This is a genomic window from Pseudomonas sp. GB2N2, from assembly GCF_054897705.1.
Genome location: NZ_CM142701.1, coordinates 4,683,429 through 4,707,723, shown reverse-complemented (window position 1 = coordinate 4,707,723; position 24,295 = coordinate 4,683,429). Strand labels below are relative to the sequence as shown.

The 24,295-nt window shown below is 59.1% G+C and carries 24 protein-coding genes and 1 pseudogene; 15 read left to right on the top strand and 10 right to left on the bottom strand.

The window, feature by feature from the left end:
• Window positions 1-58 precede the first annotated feature (58 nt).
• Window positions 59-1,627 (top strand): phospholipase D family protein, encoded by a 1,569-nt coding sequence (locus tag ACYZT4_RS21745; RefSeq protein WP_461982902.1) that lies wholly within the window; start codon window positions 59-61, stop codon window positions 1,625-1,627.
• 50 nt (window positions 1,628-1,677) lie between these two features.
• Here the strand turns inward: ACYZT4_RS21745 and ACYZT4_RS21740 are convergent, their stop codons facing one another.
• Together ACYZT4_RS21740 and ACYZT4_RS21735 are read right to left on the bottom strand one after the other, a co-directional pair.
• Complete coding sequence (locus ACYZT4_RS21740) at window positions 1,678-2,823, bottom strand: MFS transporter (RefSeq protein ID WP_461982901.1); 1,146 nt, start codon at window positions 2,821-2,823, stop codon at window positions 1,678-1,680.
• Between the two features lie 154 nt (window positions 2,824-2,977).
• Window positions 2,978-4,471: an aldehyde dehydrogenase gene (locus tag ACYZT4_RS21735; RefSeq protein ID WP_461982900.1), complete on the bottom strand. Its 1,494-nt coding sequence runs from the start codon at window positions 4,469-4,471 to the stop codon at window positions 2,978-2,980.
• 249 nt (window positions 4,472-4,720) lie between these two features.
• Between ACYZT4_RS21735 and ACYZT4_RS21730 the strand changes: the two genes are divergently transcribed.
• Together ACYZT4_RS21730 and ACYZT4_RS21725 are read left to right on the top strand one after the other, a co-directional pair.
• The gene (locus ACYZT4_RS21730; RefSeq protein WP_461982899.1) at window positions 4,721-5,083 is read left to right on the top strand and encodes a cupin domain-containing protein; all 363 of its coding nucleotides are present in this window, start codon (window positions 4,721-4,723) and stop codon (window positions 5,081-5,083) included.
• Between the two features lie 97 nt (window positions 5,084-5,180).
• Window positions 5,181-5,402, top strand: a complete 222-nt coding sequence (locus ACYZT4_RS21725) for a hypothetical protein (RefSeq protein ID WP_461982898.1) — start codon at window positions 5,181-5,183, stop codon at window positions 5,400-5,402.
• Window positions 5,403-5,491: 89 nt separating this feature from the next.
• Here ACYZT4_RS21725 and rpmG read toward each other — a convergent pair whose 3' ends face one another.
• On the bottom strand, window positions 5,492-5,647 hold the full coding sequence (rpmG, locus tag ACYZT4_RS21720; RefSeq protein WP_095057645.1) for a 50S ribosomal protein L33: 156 nt from the start codon (window positions 5,645-5,647) through the stop codon (window positions 5,492-5,494).
• 11 nt (window positions 5,648-5,658) lie between these two features.
• Window positions 5,659-5,892: a 50S ribosomal protein L28 gene (rpmB, locus tag ACYZT4_RS21715; protein ID WP_007894701.1), complete on the bottom strand. Its 234-nt coding sequence runs from the start codon at window positions 5,890-5,892 to the stop codon at window positions 5,659-5,661.
• A 444-nt stretch (window positions 5,893-6,336) separates the two neighbouring features.
• On the opposite strand from rpmB, the gene ACYZT4_RS21710 reads away from it, so the two are divergent.
• Window positions 6,337-7,923, top strand: coding sequence for an ABC transporter substrate-binding protein (locus ACYZT4_RS21710; protein ID WP_461982897.1), 1,587 nt, complete (start codon window positions 6,337-6,339; stop codon window positions 7,921-7,923).
• A gap of 118 nt (window positions 7,924-8,041) precedes the next feature.
• Here ACYZT4_RS21710 and radC read toward each other — a convergent pair whose 3' ends face one another.
• Window positions 8,042-8,716 (bottom strand): RadC family protein, encoded by a 675-nt coding sequence (gene radC / locus ACYZT4_RS21705; RefSeq protein WP_461982896.1) that lies wholly within the window; start codon window positions 8,714-8,716, stop codon window positions 8,042-8,044.
• Between the two features lie 136 nt (window positions 8,717-8,852).
• On the opposite strand from radC, the gene coaBC reads away from it, so the two are divergent.
• The 4 genes and pseudogenes from coaBC to argB all read left to right on the top strand — a co-directional run bounded on the left by coaBC (window position 8,853) and on the right by argB (window position 13,114).
• Entirely contained in the window at window positions 8,853-10,061 is a 1,209-nt protein-coding gene (coaBC, locus tag ACYZT4_RS21700; RefSeq protein ID WP_461988757.1) for a bifunctional phosphopantothenoylcysteine decarboxylase/phosphopantothenate--cysteine ligase CoaBC, read from the top strand.
• A gap of 5 nt (window positions 10,062-10,066) precedes the next feature.
• Window positions 10,067-10,522: a dUTP diphosphatase gene (gene dut, locus ACYZT4_RS21695; RefSeq protein ID WP_201115687.1), complete on the top strand. Its 456-nt coding sequence runs from the start codon at window positions 10,067-10,069 to the stop codon at window positions 10,520-10,522.
• 284 nt (window positions 10,523-10,806) lie between these two features.
• Window positions 10,807-12,183, top strand: a pseudogene (locus ACYZT4_RS21690) (phosphomannomutase/phosphoglucomutase); the annotation flags it as partial.
• A 25-nt stretch (window positions 12,184-12,208) separates the two neighbouring features.
• Window positions 12,209-13,114 (top strand): acetylglutamate kinase, encoded by a 906-nt coding sequence (argB, locus tag ACYZT4_RS21685; protein ID WP_008007602.1) that lies wholly within the window; start codon window positions 12,209-12,211, stop codon window positions 13,112-13,114.
• Between the two features lie 170 nt (window positions 13,115-13,284).
• Here the strand turns inward: argB and pyrE are convergent, their stop codons facing one another.
• Window positions 13,285-13,929: an orotate phosphoribosyltransferase gene (pyrE, locus tag ACYZT4_RS21680; protein WP_461982895.1), complete on the bottom strand. Its 645-nt coding sequence runs from the start codon at window positions 13,927-13,929 to the stop codon at window positions 13,285-13,287.
• Window positions 13,930-14,011: 82 nt separating this feature from the next.
• Here pyrE and ACYZT4_RS21675 point away from each other — a divergent pair, with 82 nt between their 5' ends.
• On the top strand, window positions 14,012-14,791 hold the full coding sequence (locus ACYZT4_RS21675; protein ID WP_008030595.1) for an exodeoxyribonuclease III: 780 nt from the start codon (window positions 14,012-14,014) through the stop codon (window positions 14,789-14,791).
• Window positions 14,792-14,853: 62 nt separating this feature from the next.
• Here ACYZT4_RS21675 and gltS read toward each other — a convergent pair whose 3' ends face one another.
• The 3 genes from gltS to rph all read right to left on the bottom strand — a co-directional run bounded on the left by gltS (window position 14,854) and on the right by rph (window position 17,639).
• Window positions 14,854-16,059 carry a sodium/glutamate symporter gene (gene gltS, locus ACYZT4_RS21670; protein ID WP_461982894.1) on the bottom strand — a complete coding sequence of 402 codons (1,206 nt, stop codon included), beginning with the start codon at window positions 16,057-16,059 and terminating at the stop codon, window positions 14,854-14,856.
• A gap of 459 nt (window positions 16,060-16,518) precedes the next feature.
• Window positions 16,519-16,887, bottom strand: coding sequence for a DUF4870 domain-containing protein (locus ACYZT4_RS21665; protein WP_461982893.1), 369 nt, complete (start codon window positions 16,885-16,887; stop codon window positions 16,519-16,521).
• Window positions 16,888-16,916: 29 nt separating this feature from the next.
• Complete coding sequence (gene rph / locus ACYZT4_RS21660) at window positions 16,917-17,639, bottom strand: ribonuclease PH (protein ID WP_461982892.1); 723 nt, start codon at window positions 17,637-17,639, stop codon at window positions 16,917-16,919.
• 281 nt (window positions 17,640-17,920) lie between these two features.
• Here rph and ACYZT4_RS21655 point away from each other — a divergent pair, with 281 nt between their 5' ends.
• The 6 genes from ACYZT4_RS21655 (at window position 17,921) to ACYZT4_RS21630 (ending at window position 23,215) form a co-directional block, all read left to right on the top strand.
• Window positions 17,921-18,784 carry a YicC/YloC family endoribonuclease gene (locus ACYZT4_RS21655; RefSeq protein ID WP_461982891.1) on the top strand — a complete coding sequence of 288 codons (864 nt, stop codon included), beginning with the start codon at window positions 17,921-17,923 and terminating at the stop codon, window positions 18,782-18,784.
• A gap of 12 nt (window positions 18,785-18,796) precedes the next feature.
• Complete coding sequence (gene gmk, locus ACYZT4_RS21650) at window positions 18,797-19,417, top strand: guanylate kinase (protein ID WP_461982890.1); 621 nt, start codon at window positions 18,797-18,799, stop codon at window positions 19,415-19,417.
• 167 nt (window positions 19,418-19,584) lie between these two features.
• Window positions 19,585-19,848 (top strand): DNA-directed RNA polymerase subunit omega, encoded by a 264-nt coding sequence (gene rpoZ / locus ACYZT4_RS21645; protein ID WP_007894670.1) that lies wholly within the window; start codon window positions 19,585-19,587, stop codon window positions 19,846-19,848.
• 57 nt (window positions 19,849-19,905) lie between these two features.
• Window positions 19,906-22,011, top strand: coding sequence for a bifunctional GTP diphosphokinase/guanosine-3',5'-bis pyrophosphate 3'-pyrophosphohydrolase (gene spoT / locus ACYZT4_RS21640; protein ID WP_461982889.1), 2,106 nt, complete (start codon window positions 19,906-19,908; stop codon window positions 22,009-22,011).
• A gap of 25 nt (window positions 22,012-22,036) precedes the next feature.
• Window positions 22,037-22,417 carry a RidA family protein gene (locus ACYZT4_RS21635; RefSeq protein ID WP_003229509.1) on the top strand — a complete coding sequence of 127 codons (381 nt, stop codon included), beginning with the start codon at window positions 22,037-22,039 and terminating at the stop codon, window positions 22,415-22,417.
• A 57-nt stretch (window positions 22,418-22,474) separates the two neighbouring features.
• Window positions 22,475-23,215 carry a hypothetical protein gene (locus ACYZT4_RS21630; RefSeq protein WP_461982888.1) on the top strand — a complete coding sequence of 247 codons (741 nt, stop codon included), beginning with the start codon at window positions 22,475-22,477 and terminating at the stop codon, window positions 23,213-23,215.
• Between the two features lie 58 nt (window positions 23,216-23,273).
• Here the strand turns inward: ACYZT4_RS21630 and ACYZT4_RS21625 are convergent, their stop codons facing one another.
• Window positions 23,274-24,131 (bottom strand): SDR family oxidoreductase, encoded by an 858-nt coding sequence (locus ACYZT4_RS21625; protein ID WP_461982887.1) that lies wholly within the window; start codon window positions 24,129-24,131, stop codon window positions 23,274-23,276.
• Window positions 24,132-24,295 lie beyond the last annotated feature (164 nt).

Sequence of the window (24,295 nt, the reverse complement as noted above, 5' to 3'; positions counted from 1 at the left end):
ATCCAGCGTCCAATCGCCCGTAACTGCCGATAACTGCCACCAATCGGAACGATCCTACGTGAGAGTCAGACAGTCCCTGCCCGCGCTTCTGCTACTCGCCTCGCTTCTGGGCGGTTGTACCAACCTCGATGTTCAACGGGAACCGAGCCAGGCGCTGCCCGCCAGCGACTCGGCGTTCGGCCGTTCCATCCAGGCGCAAGCCGCGCCCCATCAAGGGCAATCCGGTTTTCGACTGTTGGCCAATAGCAGCGAAGCCTTCATGGCCCGTGCCGAGCTGATCCGCAACGCTCAGAGCAGCCTCGACTTGCAGTACTACATCGTCCACGACGGCATCAGCACGCGAATGCTGGTGGACGAGTTGCTCAAGGCCGCTGATCGCGGCGTCCGGGTGAGAATCCTGCTGGATGACACCACCAGCGACGGCCTCGACTGGATCATCGCCACGCTGGCCGCGCACCCGCAGATCCAGATTCGCCTGTTCAACCCGCTGCACCTGGGCCGCAGCACCGGCGTGACGCGGACGATGGGTCGGCTATTCAACCTGTCGCTGCAACACCGGCGCATGCACAACAAACTGTGGCTGGCGGACAACAGCGCGGCCATCGTCGGCGGCCGCAACTTGGGGGACGAGTATTTCGATGCCGAACCCAACCTGAATTTCACCGACATCGACATGCTGAGCGTCGGGCCGGTCGCCGAGCAGCTTGGCCACAGCTTCGACCAGTACTGGAACAGTGCGCTGAGCAAGCCGATCGATGAATTCCTGTCGAGCCGACCGACGCAAAAAGATTTGCAGAATACGCGCACGCGCCTGGAAGAATCGCTGGAAGAGACGCGTAAACAGAATCACGCGCTGTATCAACAATTGATGACTTACACCACGCTGCCGCGCATGGACATCTGGCGCCGGGAATTGATCTGGGCCTGGAACCAGGCGTTGTGGGACGCGCCGAGCAAGGTATTGTCAAAAGGCGAGCCTGACCCGCATTTGCTGCTGACCACGCAGTTGGCGCCTGAACTCAGAGGTGTCAGCAAGGAGCTGATCATGATCTCGGCCTACTTCGTACCGGGGCAGCCGGGGCTGGTTTATCTCACCGGCCGCGCCGATGCCGGGGTCTCGGTGACCCTGCTGACCAATTCGCTGGAGGCCACCGATGTGCCCGCGGTGCATGGCGGTTACGCGCCCTATCGCAAGGCGCTGCTCGAACATGGCGTCAAGCTATACGAATTACGCCGCCAGCCCGGTGAAGGCGGTGGCAGCGGGCCGCGTATTTTCTCCAGCAAGTCGTACCAGGGCTCCGATTCCAGCCTGCACAGCAAGGCGATGATCTTCGATCAGCAGAAGTCCTTCATCGGCTCGTTCAACTTCGACCCCCGCTCGGTGCTATGGAACACCGAAGTCGGGGTGCTGGTGGACAGCCCGGAACTCGCCGCGCATGTGCGCAAAGCGGCCATGGAAGGTATGGCGCCACCCTTGAGTTATCAGGTGAAGCTCGAGAATGGCCGGATCGTCTGGGTGACCGAGGACGACGGAAAAATGCACACGCTGACCAAGGAGCCCGGCAGCCTGTGGCGCCGGTTCAATGCGTGGATGAGCACTGCGGTGGGCTTGGAGAAGATGCTCTGACCAGCGATAAACCCCTGTGGGAGCGAGCAACCTCGCTCCTACAGTTGTTGTCAGGCAGGCTCGGCGACGGCGCCGAATGCACCTTGGCGCATCAGCAAAATCACCAACCCCAGCGCACCCGCTGCCATCAACAACGGCAACGCATGCCCGCTGACCCACTGGCTACCGGCACCGGCCGCCAAGGGTCCAATCAGGCAACCAATGCCCCACAACTGCGCAATATGCGCATTGGCCCGCACCAGCGCATCGTCGCGATAACGTTCGCCAATCAGGATCAGTGACAAGGTGAACAAGCCCCCGGCACTGGCGCCGAACAGCACCCACAACGGCCAGATCAGCAATGTGTCGATCAGCATCGGAATCGCCAGGCTCGACGCCAGCAGCACCAAGGCACACCCGGTGAACAACGTGCGTCGCGAGAGATAATCCGCCAGCGCACCAATCGGCAGTTGCAGCAAGGCATCGCCGACCACCACGGTACTGACCATCGCCAAGGCGATTTCCGTGGTGAAGCCCTGACGCAGGCAATAGACCGGCAGCAAGGTCAGGATCATCGCTTCGAACGCCGCAAACAGCGCCACGCCCCAGGCAATCGCCGGCAGGCCTCGACAGAACGCCCACAAGTCGCTGAAGGTTACGCTGCAGGCTTCGCTCGTCGGCGCACCGCTGCGGCGCAGCAGCAGGAACGGCGCCGCCGAGAGCAAGGCGACACCGACCCAGAACCCGTAATCGTGGTCGGTGCCCAGAGCGCCCAACAGCACCGGCCCGGCCAGCTGACTCAGTGCATAGCTGCTGCCATACAGCGCCACCAGCCGCCCGCGCCATTGCTCGACAACCAACTGGTTGATCCAGCTTTCACCGAGGATGAAGACGAGAGTCAGGATCACCCCGATCATCAGGCGCAACGCCAGCCACACCGGATAACTTGGCAACAGCGCCAGCAAGCCGATAGACACTGCGCCCGCCCACAGGCACAGGCGCATCAGATTCGCCGTGCCAAACCGTGCGGCGAGATGACTGGAGATCTTCGCCCCCAGCAGCACCCCAATCGCCGGCATCGCAGCCATTACGCCAATGGCAAACGAGCCGTACCCCCAGCCTTCCAGGCGAAACGAGACCAGCGGCATGCTGACGCCCAACGCCAGGCCGACACTCAAGACAGACGCCAACACGGCGAAATAAGTCGCCCAACGCATGTTCCACGCTCCTGTGGATATTTTTATATACAGCACAAAACATTGTGGGAGCGGGCTCGCCCGCGAAGAGGCCATCACATCCAACATCATCGTCGGCTGTCACGGCGCTTCGCGAGCAAGCCCGCTCCCACAGGGGATCTACGTTGCGTGGAGCTTACAACTTGATCCAGGTCGCCTTCAGTTCGGTGTACTTGTCGAATGCGTGCAGCGATTTATCGCGACCGTTGCCCGACTGCTTGAAACCACCAAACGGAGCGGTCATGTCGCCGCCGTCGTACTGGTTGACCCACACGCTACCGGCACGCAGTGCGCGGGCAGTCAGGTGCGCCTTCGAGATGTCCTTGGTCCACACCGCAGCGGCGAGGCCGTACGGCGTGTCGTTGGCAATCGCGATGGCTTCTTCGGCGGTATCGAAAGCGATGACCGACAACACTGGGCCGAAAATCTCTTCCTGGGCGATTTTCATGGCGTTGTTCACACCGTCGAAAATCGTTGGCTCGACGTACGTGCCACCGGTTTCCTGAAGAATGCGCTTTCCTCCAGCAACAAGCTTGGCGCCATCGGTGTGACCGGCTTCGATGTAGGACAACACTGTGTTCATCTGCTGCGTATCCACCAGCGCGCCGACGTTGGTCGCCGGGTCCAGCGGGTTGCCCGGCTTCCAGGTTTTCAGGGCCTCGATCACCAGCGGCAGAAACGTATCCTTGATCGAACGCTCGACCAGCAAACGCGAACCGGCGGTGCAGACTTCCCCCTGGTTGAAGGCGATGGCGCCAGCAGCAGCTTCAGCAGCTTCCTGCAGATTCGGCGCATCGGCGAACACGATGTTCGGGCTCTTGCCGCCCGCTTCGAGCCAGACGCGCTTCATGTTCGATTCGCCGGAGTAGACCAGCAATTGCTTGGCGATCTTGGTCGAACCGGTAAACACCAGGGTGTCGACATCGTTGTGCAGGGCCAGTGCCTTGCCGACGGTGTGACCGAAGCCCGGCAGCACGTTCAATACGCCTTTCGGGATACCGGCTTCAACAGCCAGTGCAGCGATGCGGATGGCGGTCAGCGGCGATTTTTCCGATGGCTTGAGGATCACCGAGTTACCGGTGGACAGCGCAGGGCCGAGTTTCCAGCAGGCCATCATCAACGGGAAGTTCCACGGCACGATGGCGCCGACAACGCCGACGGGCTCACGGGTGACCAGACCCAGTTGATCGTGCGGGGTCGCGGCCACTTCGTCGTAGATCTTGTCGATGGCTTCACCGCTCCAGCTCAGGGCTTGCGCCGCGCCGGGAACATCGATGTACAGGGAATCGCTGATCGGCTTGCCCATGTCGAGGGTTTCAAGCAGGGCCAGCTCTTCGGCGTGCTGTTTCAGCAGGCCGGCAAAACGGATCATGGTGGCTTTGCGTTTGGTCGGCGCCAGGCGCGACCAGACGCCGGAATTGAACGTGGTGCGAGCGTTTTCAACAGCACGCTGAGCGTCGGCGGCGTCACAGCTGGCGATTTTGCCCAGCAGACGGCCATCGACGGGGCTGATGCACTCGAAAGTCTCGCTGGAGACGGAATCGGTGTATTCGCCATTGATGTAGGCGCGGCCTTCGATCTTCAGATCGCGAGCCCGTTGTTCCCAATCGGCACGAGTCAGGGTGGTCATTCGAGTGTCCTCCTCTTGTTGAATACGAGCGCCCCGCGTTCTTCGCGGACGTCCTCAGGAATTCTGCCAGTCCAGCCTGCTTGTTCGACCGAAGGCAACCGCCACCCTAAACCAGTGGCCGGGGTTGTTTCAATATATTTGACATAAGGTCGGCAAACGGCCTTGCGGTGTTCATTTTAATAAACATAGACTTTGGGCTTTCCAGCACCTTTCCAGCCACTCGCGCCGCAATCACGGGGGATTACAACAATGAGCATCCAGAACATCGTCGACTTCAGCCAGGCCACTACTGCGCCCGAGCGCTATCGGCCGGACCCGGCAAAAATCCTCAAGGGCGATCCCGAGCAAGCGGTGTACAACCACTACAACAGCCCGTGCGGCCAGTTGAATGCCGGGGTTTGGGAAGGCGCAGTCGGTCAGTGGCACGTGAATTTCACCGAGCATGAATACTGCGAAATCGTGCAGGGCGTTTCCGTACTGCGCGACAACGACGGCAACAGCAAAACCGTGCGCGCGGGGGATCGCTTTGTGATTCCGGCGGGGTTCAGGGGCACTTGGGAAGTGCTGGAGCCGTGCCGCAAGATTTATGTGGCCTTTGAACAAAAAGACTAAATATATACCTCACCCGGCCACTTCCACGGGCAGATTATCGACAGGCGCTGCGAAGGACGTAGCGCCTCGATTAGTGAACTCGCCGCAAGGAAGCAATATGCCAAACGCAACCACCTACACCGACGACCAGGCACTCGAACTGATCAGTTCCGTCATCGGCTCGCCTTACTCCGAAGCACTGCGCCAACAGGTCGAAGACACTACCGGTCGCCCCACTCGCCCTTGGGGCCATTATGTGGCGACGTACGACTCGCGGGCTGAACGTATCAACCTGGTCGTTGATGAAAAGGACAACGTCACAGCCATCTACTTCGGGTAATTGCCCGGCTCAGTTGATGGGGAAACCGCAGAAACAAAAAAGGCCCGTATCTCGCGATACGGGCCTTTTTCGTAAGAGGGAAAAATCAATTACTTGATTTTGCCTTCTTTGTAGATCACGTGCTTGCGAACAACCGGATCAAATTTCTTGATCTCGAGTTTGTCCGGGGTAGTACGCTTGTTCTTGTCGGTAGTGTAGAAGTGACCAGTACCGGCGCTCGAAATCAAACGAATCAATTCACGCATGATTAGCTCCCTTAGATCTTGCCAGCTTTGCGAATTTCGGCCAGCACGACAGTGATGCCACGCTTGTCGATGATACGCATGCCTTTGGCAGATACGCGCAGACGCACGAAACGTTTCTCTTCTTCAACCCAGAAGCGGTGATGCTGCAGGTTCGGCAGGAAACGACGACGGGTTTTGTTGTTTGCGTGGGAAATGTTATTCCCAGTCACCGGACCCTTACCGGTAACTTGACATACTCTCGACATGCCTCAGCCCTCTAAAACCACATGCCCAACCCGGCATGGGTTGGCCGCTTAATCTCTCAGTTGGCGCCGAGGCGCCGCGTTTCTTTAGGGGTCTTACCGGCTACACCTACAAACGAAGGAACCGGGCCCCTAGAAAAGAGCGCTGCTTTATACCAGAAAGACTTGGGTGCAACAACATTCCGTGTGAACTGACTTGATAAAAACCCCGTTTTTCAGGCTGCGAGTGCCTTGGATAAAGGCTATCGTCGATGAAGACCGCTCGTCGCAGAGAACGGTCCGACCGGTCGATTCAGGGTTTCGCTCGGGCAGCACACACCCAAAACAATCGCACATAGTCCCCTTAAAATGAAAAAGGGGATAGTCATTTGCAAAAGAGCCCACTAGGGTAGGCCTTTTCCAGACTGCACTTGCAGATGGGCCTTCGATCTGTAAAGGAATCCGACCATGCGCCTTGCTGCCCTACCGCTATTGCTCGCCCCGCTTCTACTCAGCCCGTTGGCCCATGCCGCCGCCCTGAGCGTCTGCACCGAGGCCAGCCCCGAAGGGTTCGACGTGGTGCAATACAACTCGCTGACCACCACCAACGCCTCGGCCGATGTGTTGATGAACCGCCTGGTGGACTTCGACACGGCCAGCGGCAAAGTGGTCGCCGGTCTCGCGGACAGCTGGGAAGTCACCCCCGACGGCCTGACCTACGTGTTCAAGTTGCACCCGCAGGTGAAATTCCACCACACCGAATACTTCACGCCCACGCGGGACCTGTCCGCTGAAGACGTTAAATTCAGCTTCGACCGCATGCTCGACCCGGCACACCCATGGCACAAGGTGGCGCAGAGCGGTTTCCCGCACGCGCAATCGATGCAATTGCCTGCACTGATCAAGAAGATCGACGCCCTCGACCCGCTGACCGTGCGCTTCACCCTTGATCATCCGGATTCGACCTTCCTGCCGACGCTGAGCATGGGCTTCGCTTCGATTTACTCCGCCGAATACGCCGACAAGCTGCTCAAGGCCGGCACCCCGGAGAAGCTCAACAGCCAGCCGATTGGCAGCGGCCCGTTCATTTTCACGCGTTTCCAGAAAGATGCGTCGATTCGCTACAAGGCGAATCCGGACTACTTCCGTGGCAAGCCTGCGGTGGACACGCTGATTTTCGCGATTACCCCGGACGCCAACGTTCGACTGCAGAAACTGCGCCGCAACGAGTGCCAGATCGCCTTGTCGCCAAAACCTCTGGACGTACAGGCAGCACAGAAAGAGCCGACGCTGAAGGTCGAGAAAACCGACGCGTTCATGACCGCGTTCGTGGCCATCAACAGTCAACACCCACCGCTGGACAAGCCTGAAGTGCGCCAGGCGATCAACCTCGCCTTCGACAAGGCCAGCTACATCAAAGCGGTGTTCGAAGACACCGCGCAACCCGCCGACGGCCCGTACCCGCCGAACACCTGGAGCTACGCTAAAGGCTTGCCGGGCTATCCGCACGACGTTCAAAAGGCCAAGGCGCTGATGGCTAAAGCGGGTTTGAAAGATGGCTTCCAGACGACGATCTGGACGCGCCCGTCCGGCAGCCTGCTGAACCCCAACCCGAGCCTCGGCGCGCAGATGCTGCAGTCGGACCTGGCGGAAATCGGCATTCAGGCGGAGATCCGCGTGATCGAATGGGGTGAAGTGATCCGTCGCGCCAAGGCCGGCGAACACGATCTGCTGTTCATGGGCTGGGCCGGCGACAACGGTGACCCGGATAACTTCCTGACGCCGCAGTTTTCCTGCGCGGCAGTCAAGTCCGGTACCAACTTCGCCCGCTACTGCAATCAGGACCTGGACAAGCTGATCAGTGCCGGCAAGACCACCTCCGAGCAAGGCGTGCGCACCAAGCTGTATGAACAGGCGCAGGCGCAGATCCAGCAGCAAGCACTGTGGCTGCCGCTGGCGCATCCGACGGCTTTCGCGCTGATGCGCAAGGAAGTCGAGGGGTATTCGGTGAGCCCGTTTGGCCGCCAGGACTTTTCCAAGGTCAACCTGAAGTAGCACCGCAACCCCTTGTAGGAGCGAGCTCGCTCGCGAAAAACGCACAGACAACGCTGGTAACCAGACACGCTGCGTCATCGTTGACGTTCTTCGCGAGCAAGCTCCCTCCTACAGGGGCCTACATCCATCCATATTCGGCCATCGACAATGGATCGCCATCGCCGATGATGAAGTGATCAAGAATCCTCACATCGACCAGGTCCAGTGCCTCTTGCAGGCGCTTGGTCAGCATCCGGTCGGCCTGGCTGGGGTCGCAATTGCCCGACGGATGGTTGTGGCAGAGGATCAGCGCTGCGGCGTTATGGGCCAGAGCGCGTTTGACCACCTGACGCGGATAAACGCTGGTGCAGTCGATCGAGCCGCGAAACAACGATTCAAATGCCAACACTCGATGTTTCGAGTCCAGAAACAGGCAGCCGAAGACCTCATGAGGCTCGTGCCGCAGCATCGACTTGAGGTAGTCACGTACGGCCAGCGGATTTTCCAGCACCGATTTGTGGCGCAAGCGCTCCGCGAGATGCCGTCGTGCCATTTCCAGCACGGCCTGCAATTGCGCGAACTTCGCCGGCCCGAGCCCTAACTGTTTGCTGAATGTTGGTTGATCCGCCTCAAGCAGCGAACGCAGGCTGCCAAACTGATTCAACAAATGTCGCGCCAGATCCACCGCGCTTTTGCCGGACACTCCGGTCCGTAAAAAAATCGCCAGCAGCTCAGCGTCCGAAAGACTCGCCGAACCCAACTCCAGCAACCTCTCCCGCGGTCGTTCCGCCGCCGGCCAATCACGAATACTCATAACACCTCCCTGGTCTGTGGGCGCCGCTGTTCCGTCGCGGTCGCTGTGATATCGTAGCCCATCTTTTTTGCGAGCGATTTCACTCCTGGGGAGGGGGTATCGCCACGCAGTCATTAACGAAATGAAAGGCAGACCTATGCAGCGGCTGTATCGGAAACGCATCGTTCTGGGCGTCGGCGGCGGCATCGCGGCCTACAAAAGCGCTGACCTGGTTCGCCGCCTGATCGACCAGGGTGCCGAAGTGCGCGTGGTCATGACCCGAGGCGGCAGCGAGTTCATTACCCCGCTGACCATGCAGGCCTTGTCCGGGCACCCGGTTCATCTGGACCTGCTGGACCCGGCGGCCGAAGCTGCCATGGGCCACATCGAGCTGGCCAAATGGGCCGACATGGTGCTGATCGCACCGGCCACTGCGGACCTGATCGCCCGGCTGGCGCAAGGCGTTGCCGACGACCTGCTGACCACGCTGGTGCTGGCCACGGACGCCGTGGTCGCGATTGCCCCGGCGATGAATCAGGCCATGTGGCGCGACCCGGCGACCCAGGCCAACCTGCAAACCCTCGAAAGCCGAGACATCAAAGCCTTTGGCCCGGCCTCCGGCAGCCAGGCCTGCGGCGACGTTGGCCTGGGCCGCATGCTCGAAGCCGTCGAACTGGCCCAGTGCGCGGCGGACTGCTTCAAGCGCCAGGCGCTGACCGGCAAACACGTGCTGATCACCGCCGGCCCGACTCAGGAAAACATCGACCCGGTGCGCTACATCACCAACCACAGCTCCGGGAAAATGGGCTTCGCCCTGGCCGAAGCCGCGGTGGAAGCCGGGGCCCGCGTGACCCTGATCACCGGCCCGGTGCACCTGCCGACCCCGGATCGCGTCACGCGCATCGACGTGGTCAGCGCCCGCGACATGCTCGCTGCCTGCGAAGCCGCGATCCCCTGCGACCTGTTCATCGCCTCGGCGGCGGTCGCGGACTACCGCCCGGAAGTCGTCGCCCCACAGAAACTCAAGAAAGACCCTACGAACGGCGACGGCTTGCTGCTACAGATGGTCCGCAACCCGGACATCCTGGCCAGCATCGCCACGCGCCCCGACCGTCCATTCAGTGTCGGTTTCGCCGCCGAAACCGAACACCTGCTCGATTACGCCGCACGCAAGCTGAAAGACAAAAACCTTGATCTGATCGTCGCCAACGACGTTGCCAACCCGAGCATTGGCTTCAACAGCGAAGAAAACGCCTGCAGCGTGATCGACCGTGAGCTACACGCCACACTTTTCGCCCAGACCAGCAAGAGCAAAATCGCTCGCCAGCTGATCACTTTTATCGCCGAACGTCTGAACCAGGTTTAATTTACATGCACGCTTTGCAAGCCAAGATCCTCGACCCCCGCATCGGTAGCGAATTCCCGCTGCCGCAATACGCCACGCCAGGCTCCGCCGGCCTCGACCTGCGCGCCATGCTGGAAAAAGACACCGTGATCAAGCCGGGTGAAACCGTACTGATCCCGACCGGCCTGTCCGTCTACATCGGCGATCCCGGTCTGGCCGCGCTGATTCTGCCGCGCTCGGGCCTGGGCCATAAGCACGGCATCGTGCTGGGCAACCTGGTCGGTTTGATCGACTCCGATTATCAAGGCCCGCTGATGGTCTCGTGCTGGAACCGTGGTCAGACCGATTTCAACATGGTCGTTGGCGAGCGTCTGGCCCAGCTGGTGCTGGTGCCGGTGGTTCAAGCACACTTCGAAATGGTCGAAGAGTTCGTCGAAACCGAGCGCGGCGCGGGCGGTTTCGGTCACTCCGGCAGCCATTGATTTCAGGTTTTTCAGTCCGGGCGCCCTGCCCGGCCTGAAAGGTAATCAACATTTTCAGGATGAAAATTGCACAGTCGTCATCTGCAAGGTTTAACACTGCAAATCAACGCATTGGCCGGCCAAATGCTCAGTGAAACCGGCGTCATGGCCTTTTCGCACCACGAACTCTCTGTGGAAAAAGCCGTCATACCCTTCAGTTTGAGCCACCCGCCGAAATCCTCGTGCGAAGGTCCAGCCACTTTCGAGATGGAGTATTCCTACAGATGAGCACCCCCGCCCACGTCGCACCCAAGTTCCCTGACAGCATTTTCCGCGCCTACGACATCCGCGGCACCGTCCCTGAATTCCTCAACGCTGAGACCGCTTACTGGCTCGGCCGCGCCATCGGCGCCCAGAGCCTGGCTCAGGACGAACCGAATGTTTCCGTGGGTCGCGACGGTCGCCTGTCCGGTCCGGAACTGGTCGAGCAATTGATCAAAGGCCTGGCCGACGCCGGTTGCCACGTCAGCGACGTCGGCCTGGTGCCGACGCCTGCGCTGTATTACGCCGCCAACGTACTGGCCGGAAAATCCGGGGTGATGCTGACCGGCAGCCACAACCCGTCGAACTACAACGGCTTCAAGATCGTCATTGCTGGCGACACTTTGGCCAACGAACAGATCCAGGCCCTGCACGACCGCCTCAAGACCAACGACCTGAGCAGCGGCAACGGCAGTGTCACCAAGGTCGAGATCCTCGATCGCTACAACACTGAAATCGTCCAGGACATCAAACTCGCCCGTCGCCTGAAAGTCGTGGTCGACTGCGGCAACGGCGCGGCTGGCGTGATTGCCCCGCAGCTGATCGAAGCCCTGAACTGCGAAGTTATCCCGCTGTTCTGCGAAGTCGACGGCAACTTCCCGAACCACCACCCGGACCCGGGCAAGCCTGAAAACCTGGTGGACCTGATCGCCAAGGTCAAGGAAACCAACGCCGACCTCGGCCTGGCTTTCGACGGCGACGGCGACCGCGTCGGCGTGGTGACCAACACCGGCAGCATCGTCTACCCGGACCGCCTGCTGATGCTCTTCGCCCGTGACGTACTGGCGCGAAACCCTGATGCGGAAATCATTTTCGACGTCAAATGCACCCGCCGCCTGACCCCGCTGATCAAGGAATATGGCGGCCAGCCGCTAATGTGGAAGACCGGTCACTCGTTGATCAAAAAGAAGATGAAACAAACCGGCGCCTTGTTGGCCGGCGAAATGAGCGGGCACATCTTCTTCAAGGAACGCTGGTTCGGTTTTGATGACGGCATCTACAGCGCCGCACGCCTGCTGGAAATCCTCAGCAAGGAAAAATCCAACGCGGAAGAGCTGTTTGCGACCTTCCCGAACGATATTTCTACGCCGGAAATCAATATCCATGTGACCGAAGAGAGCAAATTCAGCATCATTGATGCACTGCACGACGCGAAGTGGGGCGAAGGCGCTGACCTGACCACCATCGACGGCGTGCGGGTCGACTACGCCAAAGGCTGGGGCCTGGTGCGCGCGTCCAACACCACGCCGGTGCTGGTGCTGCGCTTCGAGGCTGATGACGAGGCTGAACTGCAGCGCATCAAGGACGTTTTCAAAGTCCAGTTGAACCGCGTTGCACCTGATCTCCAATTACCGTTTTGATCTTCTGATTCACCCGGAGCCCTGAATGACCCTCGAACGCGAAGCCGCCGCCAATACCGCCAAGGTCCTGTCCGAAGCGCTGCCTTACATTCGCCGCTATGTCGGCAAGACGCTGGTGATCAAATACGGCGGCAACGCGATGGAAAGCGAGGAGCTGAAAACCGGCTTCGCCCGCGACATCGTGCTGATGAAAGCCGTCGGCATCAATCCGGTGGTGGTTCACGGGGGCGGCCCGCAAATCGGCGACCTGCTCAAGCGCCTGTCGATCGAGAGCCACTTCATCGATGGTATGCGCGTGACTGACGCGCAAACCATGGACGTGGTGGAAATGGTCCTCGGCGGCCAGGTCAACAAGGACATCGTCAACCTGATTAACCGCCACGGCGGCAGCGCCATCGGCCTGACCGGTAAAGACGCCGAGCTGATTCGTGCGAAAAAGCTCACCGTGACTCGCCAGACGCCGGAGATGACTCAACCGGAAATCATCGACATCGGGCAAGTGGGCGAAGTGGTCGGGATCAACACTGACCTGCTGAACCTGCTGGTCAAAGGCGACTTCATCCCGGTGATCGCGCCAATCGGCGTCGGTGCCAATGGCGAGTCTTACAACATCAACGCTGATCTGGTGGCCGGTAAAGTCGCCGAAGCGCTGAAGGCTGAGAAGCTGATGCTGCTGACCAACATTGCTGGGTTGATGGACAAATCGGGGACTGTGCTGACTGGGCTGACGACTCAACAGGTCGACGACCTGATCGCCGACGGCACGATTTACGGCGGCATGTTGCCGAAGATCCGTTGTGCGCTGGAAGCGGTTCAGGGTGGTGTTGGTAGCTCGCTGATTATCGATGGCCGGGTGCCGAATGCAATTCTGCTGGAGATCTTCACCGATACCGGTGTGGGTACTTTGATCAGCAATCGCAAGCGTCACTAAGCAGCAAATGTAAAAAGACCCCGCTCAACCTGGCTGAGCGGGGTCTTTTTTTGCCCACCGACAAACCTGTGGGAGCGAGCCTGCTCGCGAAACCGGTCTTGCAGTCACATCAATATTGAATGTGAATGCCTCTTCGCGAGCAGGCTCGCTCCCACAACAATGGGTCGGTGTCAGACGCCGAACTGGGCGCGGTAAGCTTCGACGGCAGGCAAGTGCTGCTTGAGCTGCGGATCGTCCGCCAGGAATTCCAGCACTTGGTTTAGCGAAACAATGCTGATGACCGGAATTCCGAAATCTCGCTCCACTTCCTGAATCGCCGACAGCTCACCATTGCCGCGCTCCTGGCGGTTGAGGGCGATCAGCACGCCCGCCGCCTTGGCGCCATCCTGCGTAGCGATGATCTGCATCACCTCACGGATCGCGGTGCCAGCGGTGATCACGTCATCGATGATCAGCACTTCGCCGATCAATGGCGCGCCGACCAGACTTCCGCCTTCGCCGTGAGCCTTGGCCTCTTTACGATTGAAGCACCATGGCAAATCACGGTCGTGATGTTCGGCCAGCGCAACCGCGGTGGTCGCCGCCAACGGGATGCCTTTGTAGGCCGGACCGAACAATACGTCGAAGGAAATACCGCTCTCGACAATGGCGGCTGCGTAGAAACGACCCAGCTGCGCCAGGGCCGAACCCGAGTTGAACAGGCCGGCATTGAAGAAGTAAGGACTGGTGCGCCCGGACTTCAGGGTGAACTCACCGAAGCGCAAAACGCCGCGATCGATGGCAAAACGAATGAAATCGCGCTGATACGCTTGCATGAAAAAAACCCCAAATACCACGGATTTAGCTAATTAGGTTGACGCCGTGTATCATACACGCACGCGATTTTTGGGGCCATTTATGCGGATCATCAGTGTGAACGTCAATGGTATTCAGGCTGCAGTGGAGCGAGGTTTGCTCAGTTGGCTGCAAGCACAGAATGCCGACGTCATCTGCCTGCAGGACACCCGCGCCTCCGCCTTTGAACTGGACGATCCAGCCTTCCAACTGGATGGCTACTTCCTTTATGCCTGCGAAGCTGAAGTTCCCGCCCAGGGTGGCGTGGCTTTGTACTCGCGGTTGCAGCCGAAGGCAGTCATCAGCGGTCTCGGGTTCGAGACAGCCGACCGCTACGGGCGCTACCTGCAAGCCGATTTCGACAAGGTCAGCATCGCGACCTTGCTGCTTCCTTCGGGGCAGAACGGCGATGAAGACTTGAACCAGAAGTTCAAGCTAATGGACGACTTTGCCCGTTATCTGGATAAACAGCGACGCAAACGTCGCGAGTACATTTACTGTGGCTCGCTGTACGTGGCGCAACAGAAGCTGGATATCAAGAACTGGCGGGACAGCCAGCAATCTCCGGGCTTCCTGGCACCTGAACGTGCCTGGATGGACGAGATTGTCGGCAATATGGGTTATGTCGACGCCCTGCGAGAAGTCAGCCGTGAGGGCGATCAGTACAGCTGGTGGCCGGACAACGAACAGGCTGAGATGCTCAACCTGGGCTGGCGTTTCGATTACCAGATACTGACGCCGGGCCTGCGCCGCTTTGTACGAAGCGCTCGCTTGCCACGTCAGCCACGGTTTTCGCAGCACGCGCCGCTGATCGTAGACTATGACTGGACGCTGACGATCTAGTTGAACGCTTGACGAAAATGCCCGTATCGAAAGATACGGGCATTTTTTTATGCGTTACATGTTTAAACAACAGCGAAAAACGGCAGCGCCAAATAAAATTTGATCACGATGACATTAATAATGTCGATGAAGAACGCCCCCACCATTGGCACCACCAGAAATGCGATTTGTGAGGGTCCATAACGTTGCGTCACTGCTTGCATGTTAGCGATGGCAGTGGGCGTTGCACCCAACCCAAAACCGCAGTGCCCCGCCGCCAGTACTGCCGCGTCATAGTTGCTGCCCATGACTCTGAACGTGACGAAAATCGCGAACAACGCCATCACTAATGCTTGCGCGGCCAGGATGATGAAAATCGGCAACGCCAGCGCAGCCAGATCCCACAGTTTGAGTGACATCAGAGCAATCGCCAGAAACAGCGACAAACTGACATTGCCCAGTACCGAGACCTCACGCTCAAAAACTTGATACAGGCCAAACGCTGAAAGCCCGTTGCGTAAAATCACACCGACGAACAGTACGCAAACAAACGTCGGCAATTCAAACGCCGTTCCGTGAAGCAGGCCATTAAGGAGAGTGCCCGCCATCAAGCTGACGGCGATCAGTGCAAGGGTCTCGATAAACGAGAACGGTGTGATCGCGCGCTCTTTGTTGGGCTGCTCAAAACCCTTTGGCAGGCGCGGCTTCTCGTGTCCGCAGCCGGGTGTCTGGACACGCTTGATCAGCAGGCGAGCGACCGGACCACCAATCAACCCGCCCAGCACCAAACCGAACGTCGCAGAGGCCATGGCAAGCTCAGAGGCAGACGCGAGACCGAACTTCTCGCTGAACGTTGCGCCCCAGGCCGCGCCTGTACCGTGACCGCCAGACAGCGTAATCGAGCCCGTCAACAAGCCCATCAACGGATCAAGGCCCAGAATTTTGGCGAGACCGATACCCATGGCGTTTTGCACCACGAGGAGCCCGATAACCGCCAGGAGAAAAAGCCCGACTACGTGCCCGCCTTTCTTCAAACTGGCGAAATCCGCACTCAAGCCAATGGTGGCAAAAAAAGCCAGCATCAACGGCGTCTGCAGTGAGGTATCAAACCGTACTTCAATCTCGAGGATGCGCAGCGCCAAGAGAATCACGGCAACTACAAGGCCACCTGCAACAGGTTCGGGGATATTGTAGATACGTAGAAATCCGACCCGTGCGACAAGTGCGCGCCCCAACAGAAGGACTAAGGAGGCGGCCACAAGTGTTCCATAAAAATCCAGCTCAATCATTGGATACTCTTGGACTATGTATTCAGAGGCGAACTGTTTACCCGGACACGCCTCTAGAACAGGTTGATTTTTATCAACACTAATTGGTATTGGATTCAAGAACCGTCAATGGTCTGAACGTATCTAAATATTTTTTTGATGGATATTGTTTGAGGCAACTTTAACAATCGACAAGTCCCGCTGCCAACAACATAGGTCGTGTTGAAGCATTGTAGTTGTGACTAAAAGTGTTTAAAAACAGATATACACGAAACCCTGAAGAGAGCGGCTCCAGATGGTAAGCAACAAGAGGCAACTTAGAAAGTTTTCCAACTGAAAATAAGATAAGTCCTACAAATGATGGGATTAACGTTCAGCCGTAACGAGCTGCGCTTTGCACGCAAACTCATTGTATGGGGCACGCAAATGGTGACTCATCGTAGGAGCATGTTTGCTCCCACAAGGATTATGCGTTGCTCGCTATTTGATCAATCGCCAGGTAAACGGATACCGATACGGCACCCCTTCATTGGCTTTCACTCCAGCAATAATCGTCAGTACCAACGCACCAATCGCCACCAGACCCAACAGAAAGAACCCGACGATCACCACCATCAGCAGAAAGCAGATGGCGGAAGCAATGGCGACGGTGATCTGGAAGTTCAGCGCCTCCTTGCCCTGCGCATCGACGAACGGGTCCATCTCTCGCTTCATCTGCCAGAGAATCAGCGGACCGATCAACGTACCGAACGGAATCCAGATCCCCAGCAAGGCGGACAGGTGACAAAACATCGCCCATTGCCGAACGTCTTTGCTCGGGATGGGAAGCACCTCTTGCTCGTCACTCATAATGTCCTCCTTGTCTGGAGCGGGTCCGGTCAGTCGGCCAGTGCGGCCTTTTGCAGTTCGAAGATCTCGGTCATGCCTTTCTTCGCCAGTTCGAGCATGGCGGTCAGCTCTTCAGGCTGGAACGGTGCGCCTTCAGCAGTGCCCTGAACCTCGATGAAGCCACCAGTGCTGGTCATCACTACGTTCAGGTCGGTCTCGGCAGCCGAGTCTTCAGGGTAGTCGAGATCGAGCACGGGTTCGCCTTGGTACATGCCCACCGAAACGGCAGCGATCATTTGCTTGAGTGGGTCGCCGCCTTTCAGGCCGCCGCGCTTCTTGATCACTTTCAAGGCATCGACCAATGCAACCATGGCGCCGGTGATGGACGCGGTGCGGGTGCCGCCGTCAGCCTGGATCACGTCGCAATCGACGTACAGGGTGACGTCGCCCAGCTTGGACATGTCCAGCGAAGCGCGCAGCGAACGACCGATCAGACGCTGGATTTCGAGGGTGCGGCCGCCTTGCTTGCCGCGGCTGGCTTCACGCTGGTTACGCTCGCCAGTGGCGCGCGGCAGCATGCCGTATTCGGCGGTCAGCCAACCCTGGCCCTGCCCCTTGAGAAAACGCGGCACGCCGTTTTCAACGCTGACGGTGCAGATGACTTTGGTATCACCGAACTCGACCAGTACGGATCCCTCGGCGTGTTTGGTGTAGTTGCGGGTAATGCGGATCGAGCGGAGCTGATCGGCAGCGCGACCACTTGGACGTTTCATAGGGAATACCTGTACTGGGGACGGAAAACTGCCGAGCATTATAGAGCCGCGCGCCAAGCCTGGGCACTTCTAAAAAATCCGCCCGACGATTGAAGGCTCTCGTTTGAGCTTAGAACACGGCTTTACCGACGGCCTGCACGCCTTTGTCACACCGTGTGTTTGGGCGCATCCGCCCCACTGCGCTACAATCCTGCGCCTTTGCTGCCTGTCGGCTTAAATTCACAGATAGCGGGTCCGCGAAACCTTTGGTAATGCTCGGACCTGCATTGCGAGGTACCTCCATGGTGCACAGCATGACCGCCTTCGCCCGCGTCGAAAAAGCCGGCGCTCAGGGCACCCTGAGCTGGGAATTGCGCTCGGTCAACAGCCGCTACCTGGAACCGCATTTGCGTCTGCCAGAGTCGTTTCGTGATCTTGAAGGCGCGGTCCGCGAAGCGTTGCGTCAGGAAATCTCCCGGGGCAAGCTCGAATGCACCCTGCGCTTCACCGAAGAAAACACCGATAAACCTCTTCAGGTCGACCGCGCACGCGCCGCGCAGTTGGTCGCTGCCGCCGAGACCATCGCCAGCTTGATCAAGAACCCGGCCGCGCTGAACGCGCTGGAAGTGTTGGCCTGGCCCGGCGTGCTGGTGGGCGATGCCACCGACCCGCAAGCGTTGAATGCCGAAGCACGGGCGCTGTTCAATGAAGGCCTGAAGGAACTCAAGGCCGGCCGCGAGCGCGAAGGCGCGGAGTTGGCGCGGTTGATCAACGATCGCCTGACTTCCATCGAACAAGACGTGGTGACCCTGCGCGAGCTGGTTCCGCAGATGCTCGCGACTCAACGTCAGCGAGTCCTCGACCGCTTCGCCGACATGAAAGCCGAGATGGACCCGCAGCGCCTGGAACAGGAAATGGTCATGCTCGCTCAGAAGAGCGACGTTGCCGAGGAACTGGATCGCCTGAGCACCCATATCATCGAAGTTCGCCGGGTGCTCAAATCCGGCGGTGCTGCCGGCCGGCGCCTCGACTTCCTGATGCAGGAACTGAACCGTGAAGCCAACACACTGGGCTCCAAAGCCTTCGACCCGCGCAGCACCCAGGCGGCGGTCAACCTCAAAGTGTTGATCGAGCAGATGCGCGAACAAGTGCAGAATATTGAGTAAGGCAAACCCGACATGACCCACAGCACCGGCACCCTGTACATCATTTCCGCACCTTCGGGCGCGGGCAAGAGCAGCCTGGTCAAGGCCCTGACCGACGCTAATCAGGAGATCCGCGTTTCGGTCTCCCACACCACCCGCGCCATGCGCCCCGGTGAAGTGAATGGTGTGAACTACCACTTCGTCGAACGCGGCGAGTTTGTGAAGATGATCGAGCACGGCGATTTTCTCGAGCGCGCCGAAGTCTTCGGCAACCTCTACGGCACGTCGCAAAGTCACTTGCAGCAGACGCTGGACGAAGGCCACGACCTGATTCTGGAAATCGACTGGCAAGGCGCCGAGCAAGTGCGCAAGTTGATGCCACAGGCCCGTTCGATCTTCATCCTGCCGCCGTCCTTGCAGGCATTGCACCAGCGCCTGACCAATCGCGGCCAGGACAGCGACGAAATCATTGATGGCCGGATGCGTGAAGCCGTCAGCGAGATGAGCCACTATGTCGACTACGACTACCTGATCATCAACGACAATTTCGCCCATGCATTGCACGATTTGCAGGCGATTTTCCGCGCCAATCAGCTGCATCAGAAGCGCCAGCAACAACGTAACGGCAAACTTTTGGCTGAATTGCTTGGTTAAAGAGCACTTCCCAAAACCGCTGCAAGGGCTTTACATTGGCAGTTGCAGCGCGTTGAAGGGCTTGGTCAAAAAATCAGCGCTTCCCTAATTGCTGGTGATTTTTTAAACTGTTGAGTCCGCTCGCCCACCCGGGCAGCGCGCATATTGCATTCGCTCCGAGGAATACCATGGCCCGCGTAACCGTTGAAGACTGCCTGAACCATGTGGAAAACCGTTTTGAACTGGTCATGCTGTCCACCAAGCGTGCCCGTCAACTGGCCACCGGCGGTAAAGAGCCTCTGGTTCAGTGGGAAAACGACAAGCCTACCGTCGTAGCGCTGCGTGAAATCGCTGAAGGCCTGATGAGCTACGAGTTCATCGCCAATGCTGAAATCGTCGAAGACGAACCGCTGTTCGCAGCGTTCGAAGACGAGTCCAACGAGGCCGTCTAAGCCTATGCCTGGTCGACGTAGCACGGCGCGGGGTCACAGCGAACGGCAGGAGTCATCATGCCGAGCATAGACGCCCTCGCCGATCGCTTATCGACCTACCTCGGCAAGGACCAGGTCAATCTGGTCCGCCGAGCGTATTTCTACGCCGAACAAGCCCACGACGGTCAACGCCGCCGTAGCGGTGAGGCGTACGTCACGCACCCTCTTGCGGTGGCGAATATTCTTGCCGACATGCACATGGACCATCAGAGTTTGATGGCTGCGATGCTGCATGACGTGATCGAAGACACCGGTATTGCCAAGGAAGCGCTGCAAGCGCAGTTCGGCGAAACCGTGGCCGAACTGGTCGATGGCGTCAGCAAGCTGACACAGATGAACTTCGAGACCAAAGCCGAAGCGCAAGCCGAAAACTTCCAGAAAATGGCCATGGCCATGGCGCGTGACATTCGCGTGATCCTGGTCAAACTCGCCGACCGCCTGCACAACATGCGCACACTGGAAGTCCTGTCCGGCGAAAAACGCCGGCGGATCGCCAAGGAAACCCTGGAAATCTACGCGCCTATCGCCAACCGGCTGGGCATGCACGCCATCCGCATAGAATTCGAAGACCTCGGCTTCAAGGCGATGCACCCGATGCGTTCCGCGCGGATCAACCAGGCGGTCAAACGCGCCCGGGGCAACCGCAAGGAAATCGTCAACAAGATCGAAGAATCCCTCAGCCACTGCCTGGCTATCGACGGCATTCAAGGGGAGGTCAGCGGTCGTCAGAAACACCTTTACGGCATCTACAAGAAAATGCGCGGCAAGCGTCGGGCCTTCAACGAGATCATGGACGTCTATGCGTTCCGGATCATCGTCGACAAGGTCGATACCTGCTACCGCGTGCTGGGTGCTGTGCATAATTTGTACAAACCGTTACCGGGGCGCTTCAAGGATTACATCGCGATCCCCAAGGCCAACGGCTACCAGTCGCTGCACACCACGCTGTTCGGCATGCACGGCGTGCCGATCGAGATCCAGATCCGCACCCGTGAAATGGAAGAGATGGCCAACAACGGCATCGCCGCCCATTGGCTGTACAAATCCAGTGGCGACGAGCAGCCCAAAGGCACTCACGCCCGCGCCCGCCAGTGGGTCAAGGGCGTGCTGGAGATGCAGCAACGCGCCGGCAACTCGCTGGAATTCATCGAAAGCGTGAAGATCGACCTGTTCCCGGACGAGGTCTACGTGTTCACGCCCAAAGGCCGGATCATGGAGCTGCCCAAAGGCTCCACGGCGGTCGACTTCGCTTACGCGGTGCACACCGACGTCGGCAATAGCTGCATTGCCTGTCGGATCAATCGCCGTCTCGCACCGCTGTCCGAACCGCTGCAAAGCGGCTCCACGGTCGAGATCGTCAGCGCGCCCGGCGCCCGGCCGAACCCGGCGTGGCTTAACTTCGTGGTCACCGGCAAGGCGCGTACGCACATCCGCCACGCGTTGAAACTGCAACGCCGCTCCGAGTCCATCAGCCTCGGCGAACGCCTGCTGAACAAGGTCCTCAACGGTTTCGACAGCTCCCTGGACAAAGTCCCGGCCGAGCGCGTCAAGGCGATGCTGGCCGAGTACCGCCTCGAACTGATCGAAGACTTGCTTGAAGACATTGGCTTGGGCAATCGCATGGCTTACGTGGTCGCCCGCCGCTTGTTGGGCGAAGGCGAACAACTGCCAAGCGCGGAAGGCCCGCTGGCGATTCGCGGCACTGAAGGCCTGGTGCTCAGCTATGCCAAATGCTGCACGCCGATTCCGGGCGACCCGATTGTCGGTCACCTGTCCGCGGGCAAAGGCATGGTGGTGCACCTGGATAACTGCCGCAACATCAGCGAAATCCGCCACAACCCGGAAAAATGCATCCAGCTTTCGTGGGCCAAGGATGTCACCGGCGAATTCAACGTTGAGCTGCGCGTCGAGCTGGAACACCAGCGCGGCCTGATCGCGTTGCTGGCCAGCAGCGTCAACGCGGCCGACGGCAATATCGAAAAAATCAGCATGGACGAACGTGATGGTCGCATCAGCGTGGTCCAACTGGTGGTCAGCGTCCACGACCGTGTGCACCTGGCCCGCGTGATCAAGAAACTGCGCGCACTGACCGGGGTGATTCGCATCACCCGCATGCGTGCCTAATCCAACCTATTACAAGGAGTCATTCATGACCAAGACTGTTATCACCAGCGACAAGGCCCCGGCTGCCATCGGTACTTACTCCCAGGCGATCAAGGCTGGCAACACCGTTTACATGTCCGGCCAGATCCCACTGGACCCGAAAACCATGGAACTGGTTGAAGGCTTCGAAGCCCAGACCGTCCAGGTGTTCGAGAACCTCAAGGCTGTAGCAGAAGCGGCTGGCGGTTCGTTCAAGGACATCGTCAAGCTGAACATCTTCCTCACCGACCTGAGCCACTTCGCCAAGGTCAACGAGATCATGGGCAAGTACTTCGATCAGCCATACCCAGCCCGCGCCGCCATCGGCGTGGCTGCCCTGCCAAAGGGTTCGCAGGTTGAAATGGATGCCATTCTGGTCATTGAGTAATACGTTCGGCGCAGCTACCAAAGGCTGCGCCGCTTCTGTTTTTGGAAGGATTCCACCATGCGCCACGCGCTAGCTCTCTCGCTGGTCGCCCTACTCTTGGGCGGATGTGCCAGCAACCCTGCCGACCGTGACATCAGCGGCACCTGGATTAACCAGGTGGCGATCGACGCTGCGTCCAAAGGCGGCCCCCTGCGTGAAGCGCTCCAGGCCTATGGTCCGAACCTGGAATGGGACGTCAACACCAAGGCCGCTCAGGCCCGCTACACCAACGGTTTTGAAAACGTCGAAGGCAAGCTGCTGGGCGAAAAGTCCGGGGCATGGAAAGTCGACTTTTATGGCAGTTCCGCCAGCGAGCTGAAGCGTGACGGCAAACAACTGGCCCAGGCCGCCAGCGACAACGAACCCGCGCAGGTCTTCGACCGCGCGCTAATCCCGGTACCGGAAGGCGCACCGATCGGCGCCAGCTTCGAGCGCGCGCTGTACTCGGCCTACATGGGCGGCAGCTGGACCGTTGTCAGCGGCCCCGGCGAGGGCAGCACCGTGCAATTCCAGGCCGACGGCCAGGTAACCGGCCTGTCAGGGGCGGATCGCTATGCGCTGTGTCTGGCCGGCGATTGCGCTTCGATGAGCGGCGGCCACGACAACATGTGGTTGCAACAGAACGGCCAGGGCAACACCTGGATCTTTGCGCGTAAAGGCAAGGAGCTGGAGATTCTGCAGGCGGTGAACACCGCGCAGGCAGATGAGATGCCATCGTTTACGCCGGGTGAGCGCAAGTGGTTACTCGAGAAGCAGTAACCCGGCCTTAAGGCCAACGCACAACCAACTGTAGGAGCCGGCTTGCCGGCTCCTACAGTCAGCTGCGGCCTTCGAGAATCGCGGCATAACCTTCGCGGTAGCTCGGGTACTTCGGCACCCAGCCCAAGGCCTTCGCCCGCGCATTGCTGCACTGTTTGCTGCCGGTGCGCCGCACGCTCGCGTCGTCAGCCCATTCAGTCACGCCCAGATACTCGCGCAACCATCCCACCACTTCGGCCAACGGCACCGGCGCATCGTCCACGCCGATGTAGCAGCCATCCAGCGCCACGCCGCGATGATCCGCCTCAAGCAAAAACGCCATCAAACCCGCCGCGTCATCAGCGTGAATGCGGTTGCCGTACAGCGGAGGATCAGTCGCCACGCGGTATCCGCGACGAACCTGGGTCAGCAACCACTCACGACCCGGACCATAAATGCCAGTCAAGCGCACGATGCTCGCCGGGATACCACTATTGAGGGCAATCTGCTCGGCTTCGAGCATCACGCGCCCGGAGTAACCCGCCGCCATCGCGGGTGAAGTCTCGTCGACCCACTCGCCTTCCTGCTGGCCATAGACGCTGCTGCTGGAAACGAACAGCAGTCGACTCGGTACCTGCCCGTAGTCGCCCAGCCACTCCAGCACATGCTGCAATCCCTGCACATACGCCGCCCGATAACCGGCCTCATCGTGGTCGGTGGCCGCCGCGCAATACACAAGGTAGTCCACCGCACCAATTGGCCAGGTCGCTGGACACTCTTCATTGAACAAGTCGCCAGCAACACCGATGACACCGTCCGGCAAGCGTGAAACGTCACGGCGCAGGCCATGAACTTCCCACCCGGAAGCCAGCAATCGGGCGGCCAGACGACTGCCGACATCACCGCAGCCGGCGATCAAAACAGATGGCGCGGACATCAAAAAACTCCTATCGGAAAGCCACAAACTAGCGCCGGCAATGAACGAGCGGCTAGCAATGAAGGAAAAAAAGAGACTCTATTACTTCTGTTAACAAGAATTACTTGCAATAATGCCTGCCCCTTTTGTTCTCGGCTTCCGAGGCCTTGAAGAACATTTACCGT